This window comes from Janthinobacterium sp. LM6 (genome assembly GCF_002002885.1).
Lineage (GTDB): Bacteria > Pseudomonadota > Gammaproteobacteria > Burkholderiales > Burkholderiaceae_D > Janthinobacterium > Janthinobacterium kumbetense.
In genome coordinates this window covers 2,403,920-2,426,291 of sequence record NZ_CP019510.1, presented here as the reverse complement: position 1 = coordinate 2,426,291, position 22,372 = coordinate 2,403,920, and the positions used below count along the sequence as shown (strand labels likewise).

20 protein-coding genes and 2 tRNA genes are annotated in these 22,372 nt (G+C 63.4%); 9 read left to right on the top strand and 13 right to left on the bottom strand.

Annotated features, from left to right (window positions below; all coding sequences use genetic code 11):
* Positions 1–32 precede the first annotated feature (32 nt).
* Together BZG29_RS10835 and BZG29_RS10830 are read left to right on the top strand one after the other, a co-directional pair.
* A tRNA-Leu gene (locus tag BZG29_RS10835) sits at positions 33–117 on the top strand.
* A 68-nt stretch (positions 118–185) separates the two neighbouring features.
* A tRNA-Leu gene (locus tag BZG29_RS10830) sits at positions 186–270 on the top strand.
* Between the two features lie 118 nt (positions 271–388).
* Here BZG29_RS10830 and BZG29_RS10825 read toward each other — a convergent pair.
* Complete coding sequence (locus tag BZG29_RS10825; protein ID WP_077402198.1) at positions 389–1,240, bottom strand: SDR family oxidoreductase; 852 nt, start codon at positions 1,238–1,240, stop codon at positions 389–391.
* A 116-nt stretch (positions 1,241–1,356) separates the two neighbouring features.
* Between BZG29_RS10825 and BZG29_RS10820 the strand changes: the two genes are divergently transcribed.
* The 4 genes from BZG29_RS10820 to phaP all read left to right on the top strand — a co-directional run bounded on the left by BZG29_RS10820 (position 1,357) and on the right by phaP (position 5,089).
* Complete coding sequence (locus BZG29_RS10820) at positions 1,357–1,785, top strand: helix-turn-helix domain-containing protein (protein ID WP_077402196.1); 429 nt, start codon at positions 1,357–1,359, stop codon at positions 1,783–1,785.
* A gap of 102 nt (positions 1,786–1,887) precedes the next feature.
* On the top strand, positions 1,888–4,128 hold the full coding sequence (locus tag BZG29_RS10815) for an ATP-binding protein (protein WP_077402193.1): 2,241 nt from the start codon (positions 1,888–1,890) through the stop codon (positions 4,126–4,128).
* A 47-nt stretch (positions 4,129–4,175) separates the two neighbouring features.
* A complete protein-coding gene (locus BZG29_RS10810; protein WP_077402189.1) occupies positions 4,176–4,370 on the top strand; it encodes a hypothetical protein in 195 nt (64 codons plus the stop codon).
* A 107-nt stretch (positions 4,371–4,477) separates the two neighbouring features.
* Positions 4,478–5,089 (top strand): TIGR01841 family phasin, encoded by a 612-nt coding sequence (gene phaP, locus BZG29_RS10805; RefSeq protein WP_077402186.1) that lies wholly within the window; start codon positions 4,478–4,480, stop codon positions 5,087–5,089.
* Between the two features lie 64 nt (positions 5,090–5,153).
* Here phaP and BZG29_RS10800 read toward each other — a convergent pair whose 3' ends face one another.
* Positions 5,154–5,777: a metalloregulator ArsR/SmtB family transcription factor gene (locus BZG29_RS10800; protein WP_077402182.1), complete on the bottom strand. Its 624-nt coding sequence runs from the start codon at positions 5,775–5,777 to the stop codon at positions 5,154–5,156.
* On the bottom strand, positions 5,774–6,991 hold the full coding sequence (locus BZG29_RS10795; protein WP_077402179.1) for an MFS transporter: 1,218 nt from the start codon (positions 6,989–6,991) through the stop codon (positions 5,774–5,776). The genes BZG29_RS10800 and BZG29_RS10795 overlap by 4 nt, the downstream gene beginning before the upstream one ends.
* Positions 6,992–7,151: 160 nt before the next feature.
* Here BZG29_RS10795 and BZG29_RS10790 point away from each other — a divergent pair, with 160 nt between their 5' ends.
* The 3 genes from BZG29_RS10790 to BZG29_RS10780 all read left to right on the top strand — a co-directional run bounded on the left by BZG29_RS10790 (position 7,152) and on the right by BZG29_RS10780 (position 11,864).
* Positions 7,152–7,856 (top strand): SMI1/KNR4 family protein, encoded by a 705-nt coding sequence (locus BZG29_RS10790; protein WP_077402175.1) that lies wholly within the window; start codon positions 7,152–7,154, stop codon positions 7,854–7,856.
* Positions 7,857–7,950: 94 nt separating this feature from the next.
* Complete coding sequence (locus BZG29_RS10785; RefSeq protein WP_077402172.1) at positions 7,951–9,603, top strand: VRR-NUC domain-containing protein; 1,653 nt, start codon at positions 7,951–7,953, stop codon at positions 9,601–9,603.
* A complete protein-coding gene (locus tag BZG29_RS10780; protein ID WP_077402169.1) occupies positions 9,600–11,864 on the top strand; it encodes an ATP-dependent DNA helicase in 2,265 nt (754 codons plus the stop codon). Before BZG29_RS10785 ends, BZG29_RS10780 begins: the two co-directional genes overlap by 4 nt.
* Here the strand turns inward: BZG29_RS10780 and BZG29_RS10775 are convergent.
* The 10 genes from BZG29_RS10775 to phoU all read right to left on the bottom strand — a co-directional run bounded on the left by BZG29_RS10775 (position 11,850) and on the right by phoU (position 22,365).
* A complete protein-coding gene (locus tag BZG29_RS10775) occupies positions 11,850–12,578 on the bottom strand; it encodes a response regulator (RefSeq protein ID WP_077402166.1) in 729 nt (242 codons plus the stop codon). The genes BZG29_RS10780 and BZG29_RS10775 overlap by 15 nt on opposite strands.
* A gap of 11 nt (positions 12,579–12,589) precedes the next feature.
* Positions 12,590–13,666 (bottom strand): histidine kinase, encoded by a 1,077-nt coding sequence (locus BZG29_RS10770; protein WP_077402163.1) that lies wholly within the window; start codon positions 13,664–13,666, stop codon positions 12,590–12,592.
* A 6-nt stretch (positions 13,667–13,672) separates the two neighbouring features.
* The gene (locus tag BZG29_RS10765; RefSeq protein WP_077402160.1) at positions 13,673–14,476 is read right to left on the bottom strand and encodes a DUF5668 domain-containing protein; all 804 of its coding nucleotides are present in this window, start codon (positions 14,474–14,476) and stop codon (positions 13,673–13,675) included.
* Entirely contained in the window at positions 14,466–14,849 is a 384-nt protein-coding gene (locus tag BZG29_RS10760; RefSeq protein WP_253192852.1) for a DUF5668 domain-containing protein, read from the bottom strand. The genes BZG29_RS10765 and BZG29_RS10760 overlap by 11 nt, the downstream gene beginning before the upstream one ends.
* A gap of 394 nt (positions 14,850–15,243) precedes the next feature.
* Complete coding sequence (locus BZG29_RS10755) at positions 15,244–16,158, bottom strand: NAD-dependent epimerase/dehydratase family protein (RefSeq protein WP_077402157.1); 915 nt, start codon at positions 16,156–16,158, stop codon at positions 15,244–15,246.
* A 228-nt stretch (positions 16,159–16,386) separates the two neighbouring features.
* The gene (locus BZG29_RS10750; RefSeq protein ID WP_077402154.1) at positions 16,387–18,327 is read right to left on the bottom strand and encodes an ATP-dependent helicase; all 1,941 of its coding nucleotides are present in this window, start codon (positions 18,325–18,327) and stop codon (positions 16,387–16,389) included.
* A 33-nt stretch (positions 18,328–18,360) separates the two neighbouring features.
* Positions 18,361–19,557, bottom strand: coding sequence for a selenoneine synthase SenA (gene senA, locus BZG29_RS10745; protein ID WP_253192851.1), 1,197 nt, complete (start codon positions 19,555–19,557; stop codon positions 18,361–18,363).
* A 74-nt stretch (positions 19,558–19,631) separates the two neighbouring features.
* A complete protein-coding gene (phoR, locus tag BZG29_RS10740; RefSeq protein ID WP_034778134.1) occupies positions 19,632–20,948 on the bottom strand; it encodes a phosphate regulon sensor histidine kinase PhoR in 1,317 nt (438 codons plus the stop codon).
* Positions 20,949–20,959: 11 nt separating this feature from the next.
* Entirely contained in the window at positions 20,960–21,649 is a 690-nt protein-coding gene (locus BZG29_RS10735) for a response regulator (protein WP_034755074.1), read from the bottom strand.
* A 5-nt stretch (positions 21,650–21,654) separates the two neighbouring features.
* Positions 21,655–22,365 (bottom strand): phosphate signaling complex protein PhoU, encoded by a 711-nt coding sequence (gene phoU, locus BZG29_RS10730; RefSeq protein WP_034778131.1) that lies wholly within the window; start codon positions 22,363–22,365, stop codon positions 21,655–21,657.
* Positions 22,366–22,372: the final 7 nt, after the last annotated feature.

The following is a 22,372-nucleotide window of genomic DNA, read 5'->3' as shown; positions in this document are numbered from 1 at the left end:
ATAGTAGCAACAAGCAGCAAAAGCAGCACAATGCCCACGTGGCGGAATTGGTAGACGCGCATGGTTCAGGTCCATGTGCCTTCGGGTGTAGGGGTTCGAGTCCCTTCGTGGGCACCACCAGCAACGAGTCGTTTTCGTTGTAGTCCGCAGTACAGTAGTGAGATATAGTAACAAGCAGCATCAGTGCCCACGTGGCGGAATTGGTAGACGCGCATGGTTCAGGTCCATGTGCCTTCGGGTGTAGGGGTTCGAGTCCCTTCGTGGGCACCATTACCTAATTCGCAAAAAAGCCGCAAACTTGTAAAAGTTTGCGGCTTTTTTCATTTCTGCATGTCTTCCACGGCAGATGCCGCGTGGTTTCCCCACCTGCGGCACCCTCCTCTCTTGCTTACCTGGCCAGCGCCGCCTTCACGGCGTCAAACAGGCTCGTCGTCGGACGGCCAATCAGCGTGCTCAATTGCTTGCCATGATCTTCCAGACCGCCCTTGGCCGCGCCCGCATCGGAATCAGCCAGCAGATCGGCAAAGCCTTCCGGCACGCCCACGCTCACCAGCGCCGCCTTGAAGTCCGCCTGCGGCATATCCTTGTAGACAATCACCTTGCCCGACTGGCGCGCCACTTCGGCCGCATATTCCGCCAGGGTAAAGCCGTGGTCGCCCGCCAATTCATAGATGGCTTGCGGCTGGGCCGCCGTCAGCACGGCAGCGGCGGCCGCCGCATAGTCGAGACGCGCGGCCGACGAGAAACGCCCGTTTTGCGCCGCGCCCAGCACGACGCCATGCTCGAGCACGGGCGCCAGGTGTTCCGTATGGTTTTCCAGGTACCAACCGTTGCGCAGGAAAGTGTATGGCAGGCCGGATGCGCGGATGGCCGCTTCCGTGACGACGTGCTCGGCGGCCAGGCCCAGCGGCGACGTGTCGGCGCGCAAGACGCTGGTATAGGCCAGCAGGGCTACGCCGGCGCGCTTGGCCGCATCGATGACGTTCTGGTGCTGCTGCGCGCGCTGGCCCACTTCGCTCGACGAGATCAGCAGGATTTTCGTTGCACCCTTGAACGCCGCATCGAGGCTGGCGCCATCGTTGTAATCGGCCTGGCGCACTTGCACGCCCTGGGCGGCCAGGCTGGCGGCCTTGGCCGGGTTGCGCACGGCGGCGATGATGTTGGCTGCAGGGATGGATTTGAGCAGGCTGGCGATGACGTGCTGGCCCAGATTGCCTGTGGCGCCGGTGATGACGATCATGATTTCTCCTTGGTACGTGGGTGGTAAAACCCTATAATAGGACTATTACTTACTTATTGTAAGTACGTACCTTTTGGTAAGTACTCTTGGATACCAAACTTCGAAGGCCAACTATCATGTCCACAGACACTCCCGGCGCCAGCCTGCGCGCCGCCCTCGCCCGGCAAAACCAGGGCGCGCACCTGCTCGCGGCCGCCTGCCCGTCGCGCGCCGTGCTCAGCCACCTGACCAGCCGCTGGGCCGTGCTGGTGCTGGTACTGCTGCTGAGCGGCACGCGGCGCTTCAGCGAACTGCGCCGCGAAGTGGGCGGCGTCAGCGAAAAAATGCTGGCGCAAACCCTGGAAGCGCTGGCAGGCGACGGTTTCGTGCTGCGCCAGGCGTACCTGGTGATCCCGCCCAAGGTGGAGTACAGCCTTACGCCGCTGGGACGCGAGGCGGCTGAACGCCTGGCCGTGCTGGTCGACTGGATCGAGGATAATTACCCGCGCATCGAACAGGCGCGCGCCGACCTGAATGCGGCACCGGCCGTGCAAAAGGCCGCGTGAACGAGAGCCATCCGCATTGCTTTTAGCCATCAAGAATTATCGTTTACTCCTACTTGCCTTGATGTAATACTAGGCCCATGAAACGCGTAAGGGCGCGACACCATGAACCAGTTGATTTCTTCCATCACTGACCGGGCCAATGTGCTGCTGGTCAGCAATTCGCCGAACGATGTGCGCGAACTGCTGTATGTGCTGGACCGGCATAACCTGGGTACGGGACTGGCGGGCGATATCGACGAAGGCGTGGAACTGGCGGCCGGCGGCACGGACCTGATCCTGCTCGACGCGGCCCTGGCGGGCACGAATATCGGCGCCACCTGCATGCGCCTGCGCAATGCGGGCGGGCCCCACAGCGTGCCGCTGCTGCTGATGTCGGCCACCCCCAGCGCCGAAGAGCAAGGCCGCAGCGTGGGCGCCGGCGCTTCCGACTACATCAAGATGCCCTTCAATGCGCGCGACGTGGCGGAAAAAATCCTCATGGAACTGGCGCTGCACAAGGCCGAAGCGCCCGCGCCGCGTGCCGCCACGCCGCCGCGCCCCTTGCACCCGCAAACGCTGGAAGTCAATTACCACTCCATCCTGGCCGGTTCGCCCGACGCCGTGCTGCTGTTCGATATCGACAACCGCCTGCTGATCGACGCCAACCACCTGGCCGAAGATTTGTTCGGCATGCCGCTGGCCGAGCTGCTGCAAGGCGGCATGGAACCGCTGTTCCCCAGGCACCAGGTCGATGGCCGCGCCTCGCCGCAACTGCTGGAAGAAAAGATCCGCGATACCTTGCAAGGCAAGATCGTCGTCTTCCGCGCCAACTGCTGCCACCGCGACAGCCACCCGATCGCCTGCGAAATCCGCCTGATGCGCCTGTCCGTGCCGGGCCGCCAGCTGGTGCATGCGCGCATCATCGACTTGACCGAACGCAACCTCGCCGAGGCGATGCGCTCGGGCCAGAGCGCCCTGCTGGAAATGGTCGCCAAGGGCGCGCCGCTGATTCCCACCCTGAACCACTTGCTGCTGCTGATCGAAGGCCAGTCGCGCGGCGTGCTCTGCTCCATCATGCTGCTCGACGATGACGGCATCCATATGCATAGCGCGGCCGGCCCCAGCCTGCCGGCCGAATACATGGCCCTGCTCGAAGGCGTGGCCATCGGCCCCGGCGTGGGGTCTTGCGGCACGGCCATGTTCCTGCGCGAACCGGTGGTCGTCACCGACATCATGCGCGATCCGCTGTGGGCACCCTACCGCGAGCTGGCGGCGCCATTCGGCCTGCGCGCCTGCTGGTCGCGCCCCATCTTCGGCCAGGATGGCACCGTGCTCGGTTCCTTCGCCATGTACTACCGCGAAGTGCGCCAGCCCGACGCGCGCGACCTGGAGCTGATCGACACGGCCACCGACCTGGCCGGCATCGCGATTGGCCGCATGCGCCACGAACGCGAGCTGCAGCGCCACCGCGCCCATCTGGAAGAGCTGGTGGCCGAACGCACGGCGGCGCTGACGCAGGCCAAGGAACACTCGGAACAAACGAACCTCGAATTGGCCGCCGCGCTGGAAAACCTCTCCATCACGCAGGAAGAACTGGTGCGCCGCGACAAGCTGGCCGCGCTGGGCGCGCTGGTGGCCGGCATCGCGCACGAACTCAATACGCCGATCGGCAACGGCCTCGTGGTGGCCACCACCATGGCCGAGCGCACGCGCGAAATCCAGGCCAGCTTCCAGGGCGGCTTGCGCCGCTCCGAACTGGGCGCCTACCTGACCCAGGCCAGCGAGGCGGACGCCATCATGCTGCGCAACCTGCAGCGCGCCGCCGACCTCGTCTCCAGCTTCAAGCAGATCGCCGTCGACCGCGCCAGCTCGCAGCGCCGCCACTTCCTGCTGCGCCAGTTCATCGCCGAACTGATGCTGCCCATGTCGACGCCGCTCAAGGCCGCCGGCCTGAGCCTGACGCAGGACGTGCCCGAGGGTCTGGCCATGGACAGCTATCCCGGTCCGCTGGGCCAGGTACTCAGCAACCTGCTGGAAAACTGCCTGCGCCACGCCTTCGAGGGCCGCAGCGGCGGCACCATCGCCATCACCGCGCGCGGCAGCGACGACGGACAGACGATCACCCTGTCCATCGCCGACACGGGCGTGGGCATCGCCGCCGATGACCTCGTGCATGTCTATGACCCCTTCTTCACGACCAAGCTCGGTTCCGGCGGGTCGGGCCTGGGCTTGCACGTGGCGCACAACATCGTCACGGGCGTGCTGGGCGGCCATATCCATGTTGCCAGCAGCACCGGCGACGGCAGCGGCACCACGTTCACCCTGCAGTTGCCCGCCGCCGCGCCGCAAGCGCCCGCCCCCTGACGGGCAAGCGCGCTACAATGCCAGCAAGCATTTCTTTCGGAGCACCCATGAAATACCTTATCGCCACTGCCCTGCTGGCAGTTTGCGCCGGCGCAATGGCCGGACCTGCCCCCTGGTACAAATGGCGCAGCAAGATCGACGGCACCCTGGCGTGCGCCCAATCGACCTTGGGATTTGGCTGGGAACTGGCCTCGGGACCGTACAAAGATAGCCGTTGCGAAAAACCGGCGCTTGTTAAATAATGGGGTCATGACCACACGGGGCACCGGCTTGAGAGCAAGCGATGGCAATGCGGCGTCGAAAGAGTATGGAACGATAAGAACGTATCTATTCAAACCGAGGAGACCACATGTTTACGAATCCCGAACAATTCGCAACGGCCACCAAGGCCCTGTTTGAATTCCAGCTGATGACCTTCAACACCCTCACCTCCAAGGCCGTGCAAGGCGTGGAACAGGTATTGGCGCTGAACATGGCCACCGCCAAGTCCGGTATCGAGGATGGCCTAGCCGCCAGCAAGGAAATCAGCCAGGCCAAGGATCCGAAGGCCGCCATGGCCGCCGCCGCTGCCCAGCTGCAACCGGGCGTGGCCGGCGCGAAAGCGTATAAACAGCAACTCGACGACATCATCAAGGAAATCCACACGGAATTCACGACGGCTGCAGAAGCCCATGTGGCCGAAGCGAAAAGCAATTTGAGCGCCCTGATCTACGACGTGACGAAAAACGTGCCGCCGGGCTCGGAAAACGCCGTCGCCATCGTCAAGGCCGCCATCGACAACGCCTTCCTCGGCTACGAACAAGTCACCAAGGCCACGAAACAGGCCGTGAAAACAGTGGAAGAGCAGATCGCCAAGGCCAGCGCGCAAGTGGCGCAGGCCACGGAAAAGGCGACGGGCGGCGCCACCGCCGCAGCGGAAAAGGCGGCGCCTGCCGCCAAGCCCAAGGCTGCCAAGAAGTAACAAGTCCCAGGAGCAGATACCGGGGTCGTACCCTGCAGGGTACGACCCCGGCCTTTGCTGGGTTTTACCCCACCGGCATGATCCTGTACACGCAGCGCCGCCCCCCCTCCAGCAGATATTCGCTGCGTTCCACCGTGCAATCGTCCCCCAATACCCGCTGAAAGATGGCCAGCTCTGCGCGGCAGAAATTCTGGCACGCCTTGGCGGCCGCACAAATCGGGCAATGGTTTTCCACCAGCAAGACACTGCCATCGTCCTGCGGCTCGGCATGGGCCATGTAACCCTCGCCATCGCGCGCCCGCGCCAGGCTGTCCACCCGTTGCGCCAGATCAAGCCGAGGGTCGACCAGCTTGCCGTAGGCCGCTTCGCTGCTGCGCTCGCGCGCGCCGATCAGTCTATCCAGCCCCTCGTCGCCGAACAGGGTTTTCACTTGCGCGATCAATTCCAGTGTCAGGTCGGCATGGCGGTCGGGAAAGCGCGCGTGGCCGGCCGGCGTCAGCTGCCAGCGCCGCGACGGGCGCCCCACCTTGTCGGCCACGTCGCCGCAAGCCACCAGGCCCTTGTCCTGCGCCGCTTCCAGCTGGCGCCGCGCGCCCATGGAGGTGATGTCGAGCAAGGCCGCCAGTTGCTGCGCCGTCTGCGGCCCGCGCATCTTCAGCAAGAACAGCGTCTGCTCGGACGTATTCATGCCACCGCCTCGGCATCGACCGCGCCGGCCAGCTGGCGGCGCCAGGCGGCCATGCGCCACGCGGCCCAGGCGGCAGAACAGGCGCCCGCGACAAGGATCAGCCGCGTATCGATCAGGGTCAGCACGGAGCCGCTGAGGGCGACGACGATATTGGCGATGCAAAAGGTCGTGGCCAGCAAGCCCATCACGGCGCCCTGGCCGTGCGCGCTGAAGCGCTCGGCGCACCAGCCCTGGATCACCGTGTTGTACAACGCATTCGGAAGGCCGAACAGCACGATGGCGGCGATGCCCACCCAGATATTGCCAAGCGCCAAGATTCCCACGGCCAACGCCACGCCGCACGCATACCAGCTGGCGCGCAGCAGCGGCGCATGGCGGCTGGGACCGCCCGCCAGCAGCGAAGTGATGGTCATCGTGCCGCACAGGCCCACATTCACCCAGGCAATCTCTTGCGCATGGTAATTGGCCGTCTCGACCAGCCACAGCGGATAGAACTCGTAAAAGCTGGCCACGCCGCAGGTCAGCGCCAGTTGCACGATGAACAGCGTGCGCAGCTCGTCATGACGCAGCAAATTGAGCGAATGACGGTCGCGCGCCACTTGCCACCACGACGTCGTCAGCAGGGACGGCGTTTCGCGCGGCAAGCCCACGGCCACCAGCACGGCGACGAGCATCAGGGCGGCGGCGGCGATCCAGAACGGCACCGTCACGCCCCAATGCAGGGTGGCGCCCGCCAGGATCGGCCCCACCAGCCAGCCCAGGTAAAACGCGCCATTCAGCCAGGACATGGCGCGCAGGCGCAGCGGTCCCGTCAGCTGGTCGGCCAGCATGGCGCGCGCCACGGCGCCGTTACCTTCCAGCAAACCGGTGATGAAACGGGCGACGATGAACAGGGGGTAGGACTGGATCACCAGCGCCCAGGCCGTGAAGGCGTGGCCGATGGCGGCGCCCACGGCCGTGCGCATCAGCAGGGGACGGCGGCCATAGCGGTCCGACAGCGGCCCCAGCAAGGCCGAGCCGATCAGCAAGCCCAGCGGGTTGATGGTCAGCGCCAGGCCGAACAGCAGTTTCGATGGCAAGCTGAGGAAATTATTGAAGGCATTCGGCGCTTCGGCCGCGAACAGGGGCGGCAGGATCGGGTACGGCAGGGAGGCGCCGATGGTCGACAGCAGCGCCAGCAAACAGGCGGCGGAAATCAGGATGATGTTTTTCATGCGGGCTCGATGGAGATTGTCCGGCCAGACTACGTGAGCACGCCACATAAGTAAACTAAAATGTTTATTAATTATGCGCATCATTGTCGCCGCGGGGCCAGCCGTGCGCGCCATCGCCTCGGCTATCATTGCCGCATGACTCACGTTGAACAGGGCAAACATGACACTGGCAGAAATTGAACAGCAACACGGCTTCACTTATCCTGCACTGTACCGGCAGCTGGACCGCGACGGCATGCTGGCCGTGGGCGAATACGGCCCCGACTGGTACAAGCTGGTCTATCCCACCTTGACCGAGCGGCCCACCCTGCTGCTGCATGCGGACGATTTCGAGTTGCTGAGCGTCAAAGCCGCAGCGGCAGCCATGGAAGAACTGGCCGATCCCGACGATTACCGGCAGATCGATCCCGCCTTCCGCTTCATCCCGTTTGCGCAAACGGGCGCGGGCGACCACTACTGCTTTTTCGCGCCTGGCCAGCAGGACGGCGACATGCCCGTCGTGCTGCTGTGGCATGACCAGAATGAAGCCCAATACCTGGCAAAGAACCTGCAGGATTTCCTGTTTCACATGTTGTTGAACAGCATGGCCGACCAGGACACGTACAACGACGTCAGCGACGAGGAATTCAAGGAACAACTGGCAAACACCCTGGGCACGCATGCGCGCTACCTGACGGCGCGCCAAGCCGAGGTGCTGCAATCCTTGCTGGCCAGGGTCATCATCGATTACGACGTGCTGCTGCCGAAGGGACGCAAGGAAGCGCACCGGGGCTTGCTGAGCGATATCGAACTGGCTGGCCTGCGCGCGGAACTGATTCCCTACGAAAAGTTCGACAGCTGTTTTGCCTACAGCACGGCTGGCTGAACATAATTCGCTGGGCAAGCGGCGGCTGAAGGTTTAAACTGTATATAAACACAGTAAAATCGATCACCTTGCAACTTGCCCTATTGCCATCCCCATGTTGAGAGTCCTGGAAAATCCCCTGTACTATCTGGATAATTTCCAGGACGTGCTGAGCTGGATCAGCGCCCGTTACGCCGATCTGCTGAGTCTTGAGGAAACGCAATTCATCGCCGACTTCGGCAAGCTGCCGCAGCCGTCGCGCGCCCTGTTCGTGCGCCTCGTCATGCGCAAGGGCTGTCTATTTCGCGCAAGCAAGCTTAATTACCCGGAAATCGGCGACACGCGCTCAGCCGCCCTGCCCTTGCTGGCCACGGGCTGGGTCGAAAGCGATCCAGCCATTTCTGTCGAGGAACTGTTCGATCTGCTGCTGAAAACGGAAATCGCCCAGGCTTTCGATCTCGCCGCCCCCCTGAAGGCGGCGCGCAAGGCGGAACAATTGGACGCCATGCGCGTACTGCATGCGGAAAGCAAACCGTTTTCCGCGTGGCATCCGACCTCCGGCGACGTGCTGTACCGCCTCGGCCTGCAAGCCCTGTGCGACCGTTTGCGCCTGATTTACTTTGGCAACTATCACCAGGACTGGTCGGAATTCGTGCTGTCCGACCTGGGTGTGTACCAATATGAAAAAGTGGAATTCTCGCCCGCTTCGCGCGGTTTTCGCACGCGCCAGGAAATCGAGCACTATGAAGTGCTGCACCAGTGCCGCGAACGCTACAACGACAGCGCGCCGGCCGACGATGTGCTGCAGGAACTGGCGGCGCTGCCCTTGTCGCAGGACAATAGCTGGCTGGCCAGCCGGCGCGACAAGCTGCGCTTCCAGATCGCCCAGCACCTGGAAAAATGCCAGGACTGGCCGGCCGCCTACCGCGCCTACGCCGATTGCCGCTATCCGGGCGCGCGTGGCCGCGCCATCCGCGTGCTGGAAAAAGATGAACAGCCGCAAGCAGCCTACGACCGGCTGACGATCGCGCTGGCCGCGCCGGAAAGCGAAGCGGAACAGCAGTTGCTGCTGCGCATGGCGCCCCGTTTGCGGCGCAAGCTGGGCCATGCGAAGCAGGCGGCCAGCGCCCCCGCCGCCGTCGACCGCATCGACCTGCTGCTGCCCTGCCCTGAACAGGCGTACTACGTGGAAGGCGTGGTGCAGCAGCACCTGAGCCACGACGACGCGCCCGTGTATTACGTGGAAAACACCCTGATCAACTCGCTGTTCGGCCTGCTGTGCTGGCCCGCCATCTTCAAGGCCATGCCGGGCGCCTTCTTCCACCCGTTTCACCGTGGCCCGGCCGACTTGCACAGCGCCGATTTTTACCAGCGCCGCAGCATCGACTTTGCCGCCTGCCTGACGCAACTGGACGACGGCAGCTACCACGCCGCCATCCGCGCCACGCTTGCCGCCAAACACGGCATCGTCTCGCCCTTCGTCAGCTGGGACGTGCTCGACGACGACTTGCTGGACCTGGCGCTGACCTGCATCCCGGCCGCCCACCTGAAAAAGGCGTTCGAGCGCATCTTGCTCGACATCAAAAGCAACCGCAGCGGCTTTCCCGATTTAATCCAGTTCTGGCCGGCGGAACGGCGCTACCGCATGATCGAAGTCAAAGGTCCGGGCGACCGCCTGCAAGACAACCAGCTGCGCTGGATCGCGTATTGTGCCGAGCACGCCATGCCCGTCAGCGTGTGCTACCTGCAGTGGGGGGCCGCAGCATGAGCCGCAGCACGTACACGATCGCCGTGCGCGCCCTGTGCGAATTCACGGCCAAGGCAGGCGACCTGGACTTGCGCTTCACCCCCTCGCCCACGGCGCAGGAAGGCATGGCGGGGCACGCCACCGTCACCTCTCGGCGCGACGACGATTACCAGCGCGAAATCAGCCTGTCCGGCGACTTCGGCCCCCTGCACGTGCGGGGCCGCGCCGACGGCTACGACCCGGCACGGCGCCAACTGGAAGAAATCAAGACCTACCGGGGCGAACTGGACGCCATGCCCGCCAACCACCGCCAGTTGCACTGGGCGCAGGCGCGCATCTACGGCCATTTGCTGTGCCAGCAGCTGAACCTGCCCATGCTGCGCGTGGCGCTCGTGTATTTCGATATCGCAAGCCAGAAGGAAACGCTCATGCACGAGGAGTGCACGGCCGAGGCGCTGCGCCTTTTCTTCGAACAGCATTGCGCCCTCTTCCTCGACTGGGCCGAGCAGGAACTGGCGCACCGCGCCAGCCGCGATACTCAACTGACGGCCATGGCCTTTCCCCATGCCGACTTCCGCCCGGGACAGCGCCAGCTGGCCGAAGCCATGTACAAGGCCAGCAGCCGCGGCTGCGGCTTGCTGGCGCAGGCGCCGACCGGTATCGGCAAGACGGTGGGCAGCCTGTTCCCCATGTTGAAAGCCACGGCCGCGCATGGCCTGGATAAACTGTTTTTCCTCGCCGCCAAAGTACCGGGACGCCAAATGGCGCTCGACGCCTGCGCCATCCTGAAGGATAGCGCGCCCCTGCTGCCACTGCGCGTGCTGGAACTGAGCGCCAAGAGCAGCGCCTGCGAACATCCTGACAAAGCCTGTCATGGCCAATCGTGCCCGCTGGCAAAGGGTTTTTACGACCGCTTGCCGCTGGCGCGCGAGGTGGCGCTGGCCAGCGGTTTGATCCTGGACAAGGAAGCCGTGCGCGCCATCGCCTTGCAGCAGGCTATTTGCCCGTATTACCTGGGCATGGAACTGGCGCGCTGGAGCGACGTCGTCATCGGCGACTACAATTATTACTTCGACCTCAGCGCGATGCTGTACAGCATGACCCTGGCCCACGACTGGAAAGTCAACGTGCTGGTCGACGAGGCGCACAATATGGTGTCGCGCGCGCGCAGCATGTATTCGGCCGAGCTGGCGCAGATCGACCTGAAAATGCTGCGCAAGTTCGCGCCCGAGGGCTTGAAAAAGCCGCTGGACCGCCTCTCGCGCCAGTGGACGGCCTTATTAAAAGAGCAGGATGGCGATTACCACGTGCATGCGGCCTTGCCGGACAAATTCTTTGGCGCCCTGCAAGGGGTGGCGACGGCCATCGGCGACTACCTGGCCGAGCACGCGGGGGCGCTGGACGAGGATTTGCAGCGCTTTTACTTTGACGTGCTGCTGATCAACCGCCTGGCGGAAAGCTTTGGCGAGCATTCGCTGTTCGACGTCAGCAAAACGGACACTGGCTCCACCGTCTGCCTCCGCAATATCGTGCCGGCACCGTTTCTCAAGGAGCGCTTCGCGGCCAGCCACAGCACGGCCCTGTTTTCCGCCACCCTGAGTCCGTGGAATTACTACAGCGACACCCTGGGCATGCCAGCCGACACGGCCTGGGTCGACGTGGAATCGCCGTTCCAGGCGGAACAACTGTCCGTGCGCGTGGCAGACAGCATTTCTACGCGCTACCAGCATCGCGCCGCCTCGCTGCTGCCCATCGCACAATTGATGGCGAAGCAATACGCAGAAATGCCGGGCAATTACCTGGCCTTCTTCAGCAGCTTCGACTACATGGAAAAGACGGCCCACTTGTTCGCCCAGCATTACCCAGACGTGCCACTCTGGCAACAACCGCGCCGCATGGACGACGCTTCCCGGGCGCAATTCCTGGGCCGTTTCGGCCTGGAAACACGCGGCATCGGCTTTGCCGTGCTCGGCGGCGCCTTTGGCGAAGGCATCGACTTGCCCGGCGCGCGCCTGATCGGCGCCTTCATCGCCACCCTCGGTTTGCCGCAGATCAATCCCGTCAACGAGCAAATTCGCCAGCGCATGGGCGACATCTTCGGCGCCGGCTACGACTACACGTACTTGTATCCGGGCATGCAAAAGGTGGTGCAGGCGGCAGGCAGGGTCATCCGCACGCAATCGGACAAGGGCGTCGTCTACCTGATCGACGACCGTTTTTCCCGCCCGGAAATCCGCCAGCTGCTGCCCACGTGGTGGGATGTGCAGCTAGCCAACCAGTAATTTCAGCTTTTGATACCCCGCCTTGCTCACGGGTATCCTCGTATCGTCGCGCAGGATGGCCACGTGGCTGTCTTTCGTGGCCGCCTCGATGCGGCGGATGCCGTCGATATTGAGCAGATACGAGCGGTGCACGCGCAGGAACTTGGCGGGATCGAGCTGGGTTTCCAGCTCCGCCAAGGTCTGGCTTTTCAGGTAAGAATTGCCCTCGGAACGGATGCTGATGTAGTCATCCTGCGCCTCGATATAGTCGATGCGCGCGCTGGCGATCACGTGGACCTTGGCGCCGTCGCGTATCAGCACGCGGTCCAGTGGCGCCGCGCGCGTGGCCGCCTCGCGCGCCACCGTCAGCACAGTCTCGGGCGTGCTGCGGCTGGCGCGCGCATGGGCCAGCGCCTGGTCGAAGCGCTGTTCGCTGAACGGTTTCAGCAGGTAGTCCAGGGCATGGCATTCGAATGCCTTCAAGGCGTACTGGTCATAGGCCGTGACAAAGATCAAGCGCGTCTTCGCGCCGATCAGCTCGGCCACTTCAAAGCCGTCCAGGCGCGGCATCTGGATGTCGAGAAACACCAGTTCCGGCTCCAGCTCCGCGATGGCCTTGACGGCCTCGAAGCCGTTGGCGCACTCGGCCACGATGTCGATATCGTCGTGGCGCGCCAGGTATTCGCGCAACACGCTGCGCGCCAGCAGCTCATCGTCAACAATGGCGACCCGCATTCTTGCCTGCATCATGCTTCCTCCGTGTCGCCGGTCTGCGCCGGCATGGAAATCATCACTTCGAACTGACCGTCGCGCCGGCCCCAGTGCACGCTGGCTTCGTGGCCATACGCGCCGGCCAGGCGCTGGCGCACATTCTCCAGGCCCACGCCATTGCCGCGGGCGGGCCCTTGATCTGCGTCAACCGGGTTGCGCACGGCGATCTGCAGCAAGCTGCCTGCGCGCCGGGCCTCGATGGCGATCAGGCCGCCCTCCGTCAAGCCGCAGATACCATGCTTGACGGCATTTTCCACCAGCGGCTGTATCAGCATGGGCGGCAGCAAACACGCCAGCGCGGCAGTGTCGATGCTTTCCGCCACTTGCAGGCGTTCGCCAAAACGCACGTGCTCGATGGCAAGAAAATGGCGGATCAACACCAGTTCCTGTTCCACGGTGATGTGCTTGTGCGCTTCCAGGCTCAGGCTCTGGCGAAAGAAACTGGCCAGTTGCACCGTCATCTGGCGCGCCCCCGCCACATCGATAGACGTCAAGGCGCTGATGGAGTTCAAGCTGTTGAACAGGAAATGCGGATCGATTTGCGTGCGCAGCATGCGCAATTGCGCTTCCTGCGCCGTCAGCTGCGCTTCCAGCCCCCGCTGCTCGGCCATCCTGGCGCGCACGAATTCCAGCAACAGATAATGCACTGCGGCAGCAAGGCAATACAGCAGCACGCCCAGGCCGAAGAACAGGGCCAGCAGCGATTGCGTCAGGTTCACGCCCAGCCAGCGCAGCTCCAGCAACAGGCTGACGCTATTCAGAAATTGCAGCAGGGTGGCCCACAGCAAGCCCGCGAACAGGGCCGCCACGCCCACCACGCCGGCGATGGCGAGCGGATGGCGCGCGTGCAAGGGATAGGCGCGGCACAGGTAAAACGCGGAAAAGCCCGAACCGATCGCATACACGAGCGTGGCAGGCACCACCAGCACGACGGCATTGAGCCACGGCGCGTGGGCCACCCTGGCCAGGATGAAGGCCAGGGCCAGGCCCAGCGCGATGCAGACCAGGAACACCACCACGGCGCCGCGCCGCTTCGACAAGGGCCCCGACATGCGCGCCTAGTTGCGGATTTCCAGGCCGCCCATGATGGCGTAGCCCGTCACGTACAGACGCTTGTTCTGGTTCGGCGGCACGATGGTCTTTTCTTCGAAGCCGCCGAGGATGGGCGTGCCCTGCAGCACGACGCTCCAGTCGGGTGGAATCTTGATGGTGACGCCGCCGCACAGGGCAAATACGTTGAGCACGGCTTCGCCTTCGATCGACGCCTGGCGCAAGTCGATTTCGCAGCCGGCCATGATGACATTGATATCGCCGCCCTTGAAGCGCTGCGACGACACGCGCCGCACATAGCCGCCGAGGATGGCCGTCACTTCGATGATGCTGTCATCGTCCGCCTGCCCGCCGGCGCCGGGCGCTGCCGTGTCCTTGTCGAGCGACACGGCGCCATTCCTGGCCTGGCCGAAAGAGTCAGGCGCTGCGGCGCCCTCCTGTTGCGCGGCAAAGCGCCGGCGGCGCTGGCGCTGCTGCGCGCCGGGCAGGGATTTCGACACCACGGCCACACCCAGGCCGATGATCAGCAGGGGCCATAGCAAGTCCCAGTTCATGTAGAAGATGCCCATGTGCTTGAGGGTCCAGGCCACGCCCAGCAGCACCAGCATGCCGCCCAATAAATAACCGTTCGCGCTGCGGCTTTGCGACAGTTTCAGCAGGCCAAACACGATCAGCGCCGTGGGCCAGAAGCGGAAGGTGTAGCGCACATCGATGAAACCGAGGTTATCGAGCAGAAACAGCAGTCCCAGGCCGATGACGATGACGCCCAGCACGATCTGCGATGGCGAGTGCAGCGGCGGTTTATTTTTCATGCTCGGACTCCCGGTAGGCAATAAAATGTTTGTTCAACAGCGGTTCCAGCACGAGGCCCACGCCCCAGGCGATCAGCAAGGCGGGCCAGCTGTTATAAAAACTCAGGTTCCACAGTTCTTCATACGATACATACCACCAGGCGGCGAAAAAGATCAGCCACAGGCCGCTCAATACCTGCTTGGCGGACACTGGCGTGAGCAGCTTGTTGAGGCCGAAAACGACCAGTATCACCGGCCAATAATGCCATAGTGAATAGTAATCGTGGAGATAGATCATATCGAGCCGGTCCAGCAGGATGACGGCGCCGGTGGCGATCAGCAGCACGCCCCACAGCAGCTGGGTACGGCGGCAATAAGCTGGTTCAGGTTTCACGGTCACCCCTTGAAGTTGGTTGATCGTAAAGATACGCGGATTTCGGGGAGGAGAAAACAGCGCTTCGGCGAATGGCGGAAAGACAGCGGTGAATGGCGCGGCGGCGGAAATAACGGGCAAAAAACAGGCAAAAAAAAAGACCGGCTAGAGCCGGCCTTGAAGGGGTTCGCAGTCCACACCGCGACCTGGAGTTGCAGTGCACAGCCGCATGGCGCAAGCGCGCCGGCAGCAAGAATCTGGTGCCGATCCTTGAGGCGACCGGCTGACCTGCTGGAAGATCGAACATGCCGCCAACTTCACGGCAGTGCGTCTCAACCAAGCAAAGCCATCATACTCCCGATCGCCACAAAGCACCGTTCGCTAGCGCACACTGATGAGGTTTTGCTGAGCTGCATCAAACGGCGCTGGCTTGCGGCGGGTGCAGCATGTTGTTCTTAATCCATGCCAGCACGGACGGTCCCTGCGGCTGCCAGCCCAGCAGCTTGCGCGCCCGCTCGCCGCGCACGCGGCTGTTGGAACCGAGGCCGTACGACGCCATCTCGTAGCCCCATTCGGCAATCGCCTCGGGCAACGGCCAGTCCTGCGCAGGCCCCAAGTCAAGCGCCTGGGCGATGGCGGCCGTCATGTCGCGGAAAGCCGCCTCGCCCGACTCGACAAAGTAAAAGGTGCCGGCGGGCGACTTGTCCAGCGCCAGCAAATACAGGCTGACAACGTCATCGATATGCACGTTCGACCAGATATTGCGGCCCGGACCCACGTGGCGCACGATGCCGCTCTTGCGCGCCTGCTTGAGCAGACGGGGCAATTGCACGCTGTCGCGCGGCAAGGCGCCATGGCCGTAGATCAGGGTGTTGCACAGCACGCTGGCGCGCACGCCCTTGTTTGCGCTGGCCAGCACCAGGTCATCGATGGCGACCCGGGCCGCCTTGTCGGCCGTGGGCGCCGGCAACTTGTCTTCGTAATAGATCTGCTGCGTGCCCTCGCCGCCCGAGGCGTCGCCCACGATGGACGAACCGCTGGTGTGGAGGAAAGGCTTGTTGCTGCCGGCCAGCGCCTCAATGATGGCTTCGACGGCGCCCCGGTGGTCACTGCTGGCCGCGTTGATGACGGCGTCGGCCGCCCTCGCCTGCTCGATGAGCAATGCGCGGTCGTTCAACTCGCCCTGCACACCCAACACGCCGATCTTGGCCAGTTCGGCCACCTGTTCCGGTTTGCGCACGAGGCCCGTGACCTGATGGCCGGCGCGCACCAGGCCCGCCGCGATGGAACTGCCGATGAAACCTGCTGCGCCTGTCAAAAATACTTTCATACCGTGGACGCCAAACAAAACCTACTGCGCGTCGCGCTTTGCGGCCTGCGATGCTCACCGTGCTCTAGCACGGTTGCGCTTCTTAGCCACAAATCATCGCCGCTCGCTACGGTTTTGTTAGGCGTCGTTCCTCCTTGGTTAGCTTTGTTAATTCAGATCAAAAGCGATCACATGAACAAAGTATGCCCGCTTTCATCTTTCGCAAAAAGCGGCCGCGCAGCAAAAGATCTATGACTTGGGCGCAACAATCTTGAGCTGCAGGGCGGCGATGTAGCGGCTCCGCCAGGCGGGGTCTTGCGGCGCCAGCAAGGTGAGCCTGTCGCGCGCGCGGGTGGCGGCCACATAGAAACGGTTTTCCTCTTCCAGCGGATCGGTCTTGCTGCGCGGGAATTCGTCGACGGCCAGGTAGGGCAGAATCACGTGGTTGTATTCGAGGCCCTTGATCTGGTCGATGCAGGCGATGACGAGTCTGGCCTTGCCGGTCGAGACCGTCACGGCGTCTTCCATCTCGCCCAGCCAGCCGGCAAAACCGCCCAGCGCCACGCCCGCTTCGCGGCACACGGCAATGAAGCCGTGCAGGGAACGGGCGACCACCCGCGCCTGCGCCGGGTCGACATAGATGCGGCGCGCCGTCTGTTCCAGCTGCATCAAGTCAAAGACATGCTGCAGGGCATCGCCCGCCAGGGCGTCGGGAGGCAGCGCGCGCAGGTAATCGACGGCGGCCAGGGTCAGGGCCGCCTTGTCCTGGTTCTGCGACTTGGCTAGCTGGTTCGTCAAGAAGCCTTCCAGCAAGTCCGGGTAGTTGGCCACGTCGGCCTTGGCTTGCTGCAATTCCGTGCGCGTAAACGGGATTTCCGCGAAGGCCACGAGGGCTTCGAGGATCTCGCCGCGGCGCGGGCCGCTCTTGATCGCATGCAAATCCTTGCGGGCGATGGCGACCATGCCGCGCAGCATCAGCACTTCCAGGCTCAGCAAATAGCTGTTCATATCCACCAGGCCATACGCGATGCCGTTCTGGAACAGCGCCGTTTCCACGCGGATCGCCTGGTCGCGGTCGCGCAGCAAGATGGCCGTCGTGCCCGCATGCGCGTGTTCCAGCGCGGCGATCAGCTGGGCGCTGCACGCTTGCGGCTGCGCATGGTCGTACTCGAGCAGCTCGATGTGGGTGGCGCGCGACAGGGCCGACACGCTGGCCTTGTTTTTCAGCACGCCCACGGCGTGCGCCAGCTGCGGGCCGTAGCGGTAGGAGGCCGTCAGCGGCAGGCGCTGCAAGGCCGGGAATTCCTGTTCGAAGCGCTGGCGCAGGAAGCGGTGGTCGGCGCCCGACCACGTGTAGATGACTTGATCCTTGTCGCCGGCGCCGCAGAAAAATGCGTTGCCACGGCGTATCAGCATGGTCAGCAGGCGGAACGACGCTTCGTTCAAGTCGTGCAATTCATCGGCGACGATGATCTGGAAGGCGGGCAACTGCTGGCGCAGCGGCTCGTCGCCATCGAGCATGCGCACGAGGTCGTAAGTGGCGTCGAACGGGGCGCGGAACTGGATGTCGCCCGTGTCGGCGCCGCGCAAGCCTTCGTATTCGCGCAGCCACAGATAGTGCGTGCGCGACATGCCCAGCAGCTCCAGGTTGTCGTCGAGGGAATTGCTCTCGAAGTCGGGATTTTGGAAATCCAGGCGCGCCTTGGTGCGCAATTGCAGTTTCAAAAACTCGGCAATCGCCCCGTTGGTCGTATTGATTTCCAGCGGGTAACGATGAGCGTACTTTTCCGACACGACTTCCAGTGCTTCCCAGGCCACCGGGCGCAGCTCTTCATCGCTGCGCATGGCTGCCACCTGCATGTTTTCCAGCTGCAACAGCACCTTGGCGGCAAAGGCGTCGAAGGTGTCGATGGTCAGGCGCTTGACGACACCCAGCGGCACGCCAACTTCCAGCAGGCGCTGGCGCAGGGCCACGCGCGCCGCCTCGGTGAACACGAGGGCCAGCATGCGCTCGGGCGCGCGGCCCCGGTGCAGCGCCTCGGCAAGGCGCAGGGCCAGGGTCGTCGTCTTGGCCGCGCCGGCATTGGCGTCGATCAAGACCACTTTCTTTTGCGCCGTCTGGATGGCGACCTGTTCCGGCGTGGGCGTGATGCGTTTGGGAATGAACTGCGGGGCGTTATCTGTACTCAAGGGTATCCTGAAATGATGTCTGTTTTCGGCGCGCTACCAGGCGCAGGTGCGCAGGCCGGCAAAGATGTCGCCCCGCTCGGGCGCGTGGAAGGCGCGCATGCGGGCCGAATGCAGGCGCGGCGGCGTGGCGAAGGCGGCGCCGCGCAGCACCTGGTGCTGCATGAAATACGGCGCCGAATATTCGCGCCAGGCATCCACCGCAAAGCCCGGATACGGCTCGAACGGCGTCGCCGTCCACTCCCACACCTGGCCCCAGTGAAAGCGCGGATGGCCGGACAGCGCAGCATACTCCCATTCCGCCTCGGTCGCCAGGCGGCGCCCCGCCCAGGCACAGTACGCCTGCGCTTCAAACAGGTTGATGTGGCGCACGGCTTCGTTCGGCGGCAAGGTCGTGCGCCGGCCGAAACGCATGGTGCGCCACTGCGTCGCTTCGCGCAGCCAATATAAAGGCGACGAGCGCTCCTGCCGCATCAGCCAGGCGCTGCCGGCAGCGCTCCAGAACTGGCGGTTCTGGTAGCCGCCATCGGCGACGAAGTCGGCAAACTGGGCGTTTGATACGGCGCAAGCATCGATGGAAAACGGCGCCACGTAGCAGCTATGGGGCGGCGATTCATTGTCGAAGGCGAAACCGGCACCGCGCGGCGAGCCCAGTGTGACGGTGCCGCCAGGAAAAGCGATCTGCCCCGCCCCGGGCGGCAAGGCCGGGCTGGCAGCGAGCGATTCCGGTGCTTCCAGGCCCAGCCATTGCAAACCGGCCAGCATTTCCTCGCCACACAGGTCTTCATGCGCCAGGGCCAGCCGGTACGGCGCCAGGGCGCCGTCGACATTGGCTTCGCGCGACAGCTTATCGAGCACGCGGTCGAGTACTTCGCGGCAATACGTCTTCACGGCGCCGGGACTGGGCAGTTCCAGCCTCCAGCGCGCGCGGTGCTCCACCATGTTGGCGTCGAACAAATCGTCGCCGCGCGTCAGCAGGGAGTTATAAATGGCGTCGGCCGGGTGGCTGGTAGCGGCTTCGCGCAGGATGAACCACTCGGCAAACCAGGCGATATGCGCAAGTTGCCACAAGGGCGGCGTGAGCCGCGAATGGCGCGGCATGCCGGCCACCACGTCCAGGCCGGCAGTAACATAACAGTCGAACAGGGAAAGCGTATCCTGGCGCGCGGCCTGCAGCGACTGGGCCAGTTGCTGCGCGCCGGCGTGGCGAAAAGAGGCGTTGATTAAAGTCATGGCCTGATTGTAACGACTTATGCCAACCTTGCACTAGTCGCGCAGGAAACATGGGGCGCCATGCCCCCCCCGGCCTACTTGACCAGCAACTCGCCCTGCAGCGGCGTGACGACCGATTTTGGCATGCTGACAATAAAACTGCTGCCCTTGTCGGCCACGGACTGGATGGCCAAGGTTCCGCCGTGGCGCAGCAGCACGTGCTTGACGATGGCCAGGCCCAGGCCCGTGCCCTGGGTTTCGCGCGAACGGCTCTTGTCGACGCGGTAAAAACGTTCCGTCAGGCGCGAAATATGTTCCTGGCTGATGCCGATGCCCGTATCTTGCGCGATGAATTGCGGACCGGCCGGGCCATCCTGCCAGCGCAGGGTGATGGTGCCGCCGGCCGGCGTGTAGCGCACGGCATTCGAAGCCAGGTTGCCAAACGCGCTATACAGCTCGTCGTAGCTGCCCAGCACGTCGGGACCGTTGCATTCCATGGTCACTTCATGCTTGCCGGCAGACAAACCCTTGGCGTCGCGCAAGACTTGCTGCATGAGTTTCTTGATATCCACCGGTTCGGGACGCAGCGGATAGTCGACCGATTCCAGGCGCGACAGGGTCAGCATGTCCTCGATCAGGTGCTGCATGCGGTGGCCCTGCTCCGTCATCAGCTTGAGGTGGGCGGCGCGCGTGGCGGCGTCCAGGTCCAGCTCGGCGGAAGCGATTTCCAGGAAGCCCACGATGACCGTCAGCGGCGTGCGCAGTTCGTGCGAGGCATTGGCGATGAAGTCGCGGCGCATCATTTCGATGCGTTCCGTCTCCGTCACATCGTGCGTGACGAGAATCTGGCGGCGGTTTTCAAACGGGATGATCTGCACGATCAGCTTGCGGTTGCGGAAGGTGATCGTCAGCGGCTGGTCGTAGCGGCCCAGGATGATGTAATCCATGAACTCGGGGCTGCGGATCAGGTTGGTCACGCGCATGCCCTTGTCGCGCTCGTGCGTGAGGCCCAGGTGTTTCTCGGCGGCAGGATTACACCATTCGAGGAACAGCACGTCGTCCATGATGACGACGCCGTCGGGCAGCAGGTGCATGGCCTGGCGGAAACGCGCCAGCCATTCCGTCAGCTCGGCCTGGTTTTTCTCGTCGTCGCGGCGCATGCGGTACAGGCGCGCGAAAATGCTGGTCCAGGCGCCCCAGCCGTCGGGCAGCTTGGCGCTTTGCGGATTGTCCAGCCAGTTACTCAGCTGGAACAGATACGACAGCTGCACGAACACCATCATGGCCATCAGCACGAAGGCGATGCCCAGCGCATACGTGGCGCCAAACAGATACCAGACGACGGCCACGCCCAGCAGCGCCAGCACCATGCGCAGGGCGGCCGGTACCCAGAACAGCAATTTCGGATTCATAGAGTCAAACTTTACTTTTCAGACAACATGTAGCCGACGCTGCGCACCGTCTTGATCAGGCTTTCCGCCTCTTTCAAGGCTTTGCGCAAGCGCAATACGTGGACATCGACCGTGCGTTCCTCGATCACCACATGGTCGCCCCACACCTTGTCGAGCAGCTGGCTGCGCGAAAACACGCGTTCCGGATGGGCCAGCAGGAATTTCAACAGCTTGTATTCGGCATGGCCGATATCGATCTTCTGTTCATCCATCATCACCGTGCAGCTGACGGGGTCCAGGGCCACGTTGCCGGCGCGCATGGGCGCCTGCGCGTGTTCCGGACTCTTGCGTCGCAGCAAGGCCTTGGCGCGGGCCAGCAGCTCGCGCGGCGAGAACGGCTTGGTGACGTAATCGTCGGCCCCGCTGTTCAGGCCGGCCAGCTTGTCTTCTTCCATGCTCTTGGCGGTGAGCATGATGACGGGGATGGCGGCGAAATTGCGGTCGGCGCGGATGCGCGACAGCAGGCGCAAGCCCGTCTGGTCCGGCAGCATCCAGTCCAGCAGGATCAGGTGCGGCGTGCGGTGCTGGATGAATTCCCAGGCATCGGCGACGTTTTGTACGGAACAGCAATTCCAGCCGGATTCGCGCAGCGAATAGGTCACCAGTTCAACGATGGCCGGCTCATCTTCAACAATCAATACCGTGGTTTTATCAGATGCCATAAAGCTTACTCAGGGAGCTCCTCGGAAATGGCGGGAGCAGCCACCTTGGTGTGGCGGATGTCCTTGCCTTCAACCACGTAAATCACGTATTCGGCGATGTTTTTCGCATGGTCGCCGATCCGTTCGATGGCCTTGGCCACCCACAGGGTATCGAGCGCCGCCGAAATCGTGCGCGGGTCTTCCATCATAAAGGTAATCAAGTTGCGCATGATAGACCGAAACTCGTGGTCGATGATGGCATCTTGTGCAATTAATTGTAAGGCCTGCTTGCCATCGTTGCGCGCGAATGCGTCAAGCGCATCGTGCAGCATGTCGGTGGCCGTATTGGCAATGCCGCGCACCATCTCGTAGTGGTTGACGACGCCGTTGCCGCGCTTGTGCAGATTCTTCGCCACGCGGGCGATTTTCGTCGCCTCGTCGCCTACGCGCTCGAGGTCGGTAATCACCTTGATGGTGGCCATGATGGTGCGCAAATCGTTGGCGGCCGGCTGGCGGCGCACGATCAGATGGCTGCAGGCGTCGTCCAGCGACACTTCCAGCTGGTTGACGACGTCGTCTTCGCGCATCACGCGGTCGGCGCGTTCCGGGTTGCCGATGCGAAAGCACGTCATCGCGTCGAGGAACTGGGTTTCAACGATGCCGCCCATCAGGAGCACTTTCGAGCGGATCGCTTCGAGTTCGTTGTCGTATTGCTTGGATGAATGTTCGCCTATCATGCTGTCT